Source organism: Pollutimonas rozaliensis, from assembly GCF_048751585.1.
Lineage (GTDB): Bacteria > Pseudomonadota > Gammaproteobacteria > Burkholderiales > Burkholderiaceae_B.
The window spans coordinates 1-5,023 of the sequence record NZ_JAZHOB010000016.1; the positions used below are offsets into that span (position 1 = coordinate 1).

The 5,023-nt window shown below is 52.0% G+C and carries 5 protein-coding genes and 1 pseudogene; 5 read left to right on the forward strand and 1 reads right to left on the reverse strand.

All coding sequences use genetic code 11. From position 1 onward, the window contains the following. Window positions 1-31: 31 nt before the first annotated feature. Window positions 32-319, reverse strand: a pseudogene (locus V0R37_RS21715) (porin); the annotation flags it as partial. 1,123 nt (window positions 320-1,442) lie between these two features. Between V0R37_RS21715 and V0R37_RS21720 the strand changes: the two are divergent. The 5 genes from V0R37_RS21720 to V0R37_RS21740 all read left to right on the forward strand — a co-directional run bounded on the left by V0R37_RS21720 (window position 1,443) and on the right by V0R37_RS21740 (window position 4,952). After that, a complete protein-coding gene (locus V0R37_RS21720; RefSeq protein ID WP_420376505.1) occupies window positions 1,443-2,594 on the forward strand; it encodes a glycosyltransferase family 4 protein in 1,152 nt (383 codons plus the stop codon). A gap of 353 nt (window positions 2,595-2,947) precedes the next feature. Continuing rightward, window positions 2,948-3,457, forward strand: a complete 510-nt coding sequence (locus tag V0R37_RS21725; RefSeq protein WP_420376506.1) for a cupredoxin domain-containing protein — start codon at window positions 2,948-2,950, stop codon at window positions 3,455-3,457. Between the two features lie 14 nt (window positions 3,458-3,471). Next, on the forward strand, window positions 3,472-3,945 hold the full coding sequence (locus V0R37_RS21730) for a c-type cytochrome (RefSeq protein WP_420376507.1): 474 nt from the start codon (window positions 3,472-3,474) through the stop codon (window positions 3,943-3,945). A gap of 70 nt (window positions 3,946-4,015) precedes the next feature. After that, window positions 4,016-4,432, forward strand: coding sequence for a DUF411 domain-containing protein (locus V0R37_RS21735; protein WP_420376508.1), 417 nt, complete (start codon window positions 4,016-4,018; stop codon window positions 4,430-4,432). Between the two features lie 160 nt (window positions 4,433-4,592). Further along, window positions 4,593-4,952, forward strand: coding sequence for a hypothetical protein (locus V0R37_RS21740; RefSeq protein WP_420376509.1), 360 nt, complete (start codon window positions 4,593-4,595; stop codon window positions 4,950-4,952). Window positions 4,953-5,023: the final 71 nt, after the last annotated feature.

The following is a 5,023-nucleotide window of genomic DNA, read 5'->3' on the forward strand; positions in this document are numbered from 1 at the left end:
ACCTTGAACACGGAATTTCTGACACTCCCTACAGACGACCGCCTTGGGCTTGGGTGCCGTTCATCAAGCTGTAACCGCTTTCCAGCGTGAAGATGGCCTTCAGGCCATCACCCAGATCTTCGCTGCCCCGCAAGCCCCAGCGATTGCTCGACTGAGCGCCATCCCAACCCCCCGTTTTGGATGCGCTGGCTGTGTCGTTTTTGAACTTTGTATAGCCCACACCACCATCCAAAAGACCATATAGCGTTACGGATGTATTGGCTTGTGCCGCACCTGCAAAACCGGTTAACAAGGCGGCTACCAGCAAACTCTTTTTCATGAAAACTCCAGAAATTAGCCTTGATCAGTTGCAGGACCCCTTGAGGAGTCGACTGATCAAACTCCCGAATGGAAGTTGTCGGCATTTCAGCAGTGCTTTGTTAACATGCCGTGAATTTCGAACTTCCTGACGGAGATGTAATCTCGTAATCATCTTCCGGTAATTAAAGTTGGCAGGGGACAACATTCGCTGAAATTTAGTGACCGCATCATCTCGAATACGTCACCGTTCAGAGCTGAGTTGACGGTTGATAGCAGCTTCAATCGTAGATTCAGGTGGCAAAAATAAAGCTGGAATCCGCGTCTACATAATTCATTGAAATGGGTTCGCGGTGCTTCTTTTCGTCCTGCTTGATCATATTGATTGTTCCGCTATGCCGTTCAACGAGCGGAGGGGTTAGCGCATCGTTGAACCTACGAAGAAGGCATACGGAACTGAGGCGCTGCTTCGTCGGGGCCTGACACCAGAAAGTCACCATGGCAATGGTCTTTATTCGCCTTGCGGCTCTGTTCGTTTAAGTGTCGTTGTGGCCCTGTGCTTTGGCGCAGTCCTTCCACTCGTTAGCAGTCTTGAGTGTCATTCGGTCAATCAGACGATGCTGTGTGGCCAAATGCTATGAATTGGTCCATGTTCATGCGAGCGGAAGCTATTGCGCTATCGGAAGTTTGCAGTCTTCAAAGCTGCCTATCTGGGTGGACGCGCTTCTAATGTGCATTGCAAAAATGTAATCCTAGAGTTCGACGTTTGTCACGTCCGTACGCTTACCATTCGCGTCTTGTAGGCGAAGAACCCGCCATCTTTATAGCCGTGGCTTCGCTAAGAAAACAAGCTTTGATCTCCTCAGCACGCTGGATTGCCGCTTCGCTTAAGTACCCGTAGCTCGGTCAAGGCTTAGGTTGTCTTCTGGCGTTGATAAACAACGAGTCTGCAGTTCTACGTGAATGCGCGAAGGCGTCGAAGTAGTCAGTTGGCTGCAAAGGAAGGCTAGGCGGATACTCCAAAGCCCGGGTCAGAAGCATTTCAAGCTCTAGCAGATATCTCGTTATGTGCTGTCCCATTTCTAAACGATAGCGACCATTTCGAATATGAAAAAGATATCTCGTTTCACCACACCGCTGTCATTATGAAGATTCTCTATACCAACTTTCATCGAGGAGACGGCGGAGGACACACTACTTACATTCTTTCGCTTGCGCGAAAACTCAGCAGTGAGCACGAGATCGTCATTGCAGCACCCAGTGGGAGCCGTCTTTTCGAATCAGCTGCGGCTCTGGCAGGCGTTCGAACTATGCCGCACGAATTTAAAGGAGGGTTGCTCAGAACGCTGCTGAGCCTTCGGCGCCTTAGAGCATTCTTGCGGCGTGAGCAATTTGACATTATTCATGTTAACGGCGCGACAGACCATCGTGCCTGTATGTTCGCATTGATGGGTTCTGGCGCTTGGCGCCCAGTGCTCGTGTATACCCAACATAGTGACCGCCTATCTCGAAGCGTCGGAGCATTAGCTCGTGCAAAGCTGGCAACAGATCATGTCATTTGCGTCTGCGATCACACGCGAAATAAGTTGGTCCATTCGTACTTCAGAGGGTGCCGTCTGCACGTAATCCGTAATGGTGTTGAACTGGACAAGTTTGTTCCCGCCGCGCCAGAGGAGCGATTAGCTGCGAAAAGCTGCTGGATTCCGCCTTGCTTGACGGGGCGGTTGGTCGTAGGCAGTAATGCGGGGACCGCAGCCTACAAGAATTGGCTGGATATGGTCGAAGCCGTCTCTCTTCTTCCTGCTGCGCTACGCAGCCAAATCGTCGTCTTGATTGCCGGCGCCCTTCCATCAGATGCTCAGCGCGCCAGAGTCGAGGCATTAAACCTACGCAACAGTGTGGTTTTTACCGGGCTTTTGGATGATGTCCGTTCATGCTTGGCAGCATTGGACGTCGGATTTGTTGTGTCATCTGAGATAGAGACCATTTCGTTTGCATGCCGGGAAATGATGGCTATGGGTATACCTGTAATCGTAAGTGATGCGGGCGGTTTACCAGAGAACGTCGAAAATGGACATGATGGCTGGATTGTGCCAATCCGAGATCCGCAGGCGATAGCTTCCGTTCTAACGAAGGTGTTGGAAAGCCCTACAGATCTAGTTTCCATGGGTCAGCGCGCGCGTCAGAAGGCTGTTCAGGAGTTTTCGATTGGTTCATTCGTTTCGTCTACGCAGGAGGTGTACCAACGTGGCAAAGTTTCGCCCAAGAAAAGCACATGGATTGTACGCCCTGACTGAGCTCCGACGGCCTTAACCGTGCGCATGGCACAAATATGTTATGGAACAGTTGCCTGTGGCAGAGGTGGCAGACGCCATGGAGGTGCTCGTAGTAACTCAAATAAACCCCCCGGTCATTAGGACGGGCGTGCCTATATTACAAAATTGTAATTTACACGTCAGTAGATCGGCAGTTGTACTTCGTTAAAGTGCAATTGATTGATCAATACTGTTGCCATTAAAGTGACTAACTAGGGCGATGAAGCCGGAAGCCCGTTTCGTGGATGTCTTGAGTTTTCGGTTTCGATATTGCCTTTTCTTAGGGCGGTTTGAAATGGCTGCCTACTTAAACAAACTCTAGGAGTGTACTCGTGATGAAACAGACCCTTTCTATTTTGGCGTTAAGTGTCCTTCCGGCCCTCGCATTGGCTGCGGGCAACCATGGCGGGGGGCATGGCGCACCGGCGCATGGCATGCCTGGGCACGATATGTCCACCATGTCGAATGCACCGTCGCCGACTGGCAAGCCCGGCGATCCGGCCAAAGTTACCCGCACGATTGAGTTGACGATGGACGACACCATGCGGTTTACACCGGGTGACATCCAGGTCAGCGCTGGCGAGACCGTTCGTTTCTTTATCAAGAACACGGGCAAAATCCCCCATGAAATGGTGATCGGATCCCTCGCCGATCTAAAGGCCCATGCGGCCGAAATGCAAAAAATGCCGGGCATGCAGCATGCCGAACCAAATATGATTACATTGGCCCCAGGTAAGATTGGCGGCTTGGTGTGGCAGTTCGATCAGGTGGGCACCGTGGATTTCGCTTGCCTCATTCCGGGCCACATGGAGGCCGGGATGGTCGGCAAGGTAAAAGTTAGCTGATCTAGCGCATTAAAATGGCACGGAAGAAATTGGTCTTTGGGGTAGTCTGCGCTGTCGTCGTCGGCGCCGCCGCCATCCTTTACAGCGTCATACGGGGATCCGGCTCGGCATTCATCGACCCTGCGGATCAGGCTCTTGTGATGCAGGGCAGGGCGATCTATGCGAACAATTGCGCAGCTTGCCATGGTGAGTCCCTGCAAGGGCAGCCGAACTGGCGTGACCGCATGCCCAATGGCAGGCTGCCCGCACCGCCGCACGACAAAACCGGCCATACTTGGCATCATCCTGATGCGATGTTGCTCGATATGGTGAAAAACGGCCTGGTTCCTGGGAAGACGGCGCCTCCAGGCTACGTTAGCGACATGCCCGCGTATCGGACCATCCTCAGCGATCAAGAGATCATTGCGGTACTGGCTTACATCAAGAGCAACTGGCCGCCCAAGGTCCTGGAGGCACAGAAGGACGTCACATTGCAACGACAGAACTAAGCTGCCCGAGCGTGGTCTTTATCTATACTATGAATCATTCAAGATCTACATTTACGCTGGAGCAGGTTTCATGAAATTATGGCTAGCAGCGGCTGCCTTGGCCGTCGCGTCATCCTTTGCACAGGCTACCGGCACGGCCATTACCGTATATCAGGATCCCAATTGCGGTTGCTGCACTGGGTGGGTCGAGCATATGCGGGATGCTGGCTTTGATGTTACGGCGATCAAAACGGCCGACATGGCTTCGGTGAAGCAAAAACTCGGCGTGCCACCAAAGCTTGGATCGTGTCATACGGGCGTGGTAGAAGCCACTGGCCAAATCATCGAGGGGCACGTACCGGCCAATGCTGTCAACAAATTGCTGGCTGACTCATCAGTGAAGGGCGTGTCGGCGCCTGGCATGCCGTTGAATGCGCCAGGCATGGGTGAACTTGATGGAAATTTAGTTACTGTTGACTTTAACGGTAAACCGTTTTCCAAGGACTAAATCTACAGACGAGTAACGGTATAGCCGGGTACGCCACGATTGGTACACCTTTACTGTTCTGACGCTGGAAGACACTACACCTGCCATACCTACATTTTTCTTGCATCATAAGTTCAAGCCGGTTCGTGAAAAGTCAATTTTCTGAATTTAGGAGATACAAATGAATATGAAAGCACTATTTATTGCACCCATTACGGCGCTCTTGTTGGGCGTAAGCGGTGCGGGAGTAGCAGCGTCTTCCAGCAGTGATGACACTACCGCGGGCATGAAAGCTGAATCGGGCATGATGCAGAATGGTGACGCGGCCAAGATGGGCGATATGAAGCCAGGCAAGATGAAAGATCACGGCATGATGGGCGGCGACATGATAAGGATGATGGGCAGCTGTCCTATGATGGGCGCTGCTAGCGGAGCCAATAGCAAAGTGATGATGCAGATGCATGGCGAGATGATGCGTGCCATGGGCGACATCATGATCAAGTATGCCGACAAGCTTGAAGCGCCGTCCTCACCTCAATAATGAGATCTGAGTTCGAACCATAGACCTGAGAGCTATTTCGATGGGAGTGTCAGAAATTCCGTGTTCAAGGC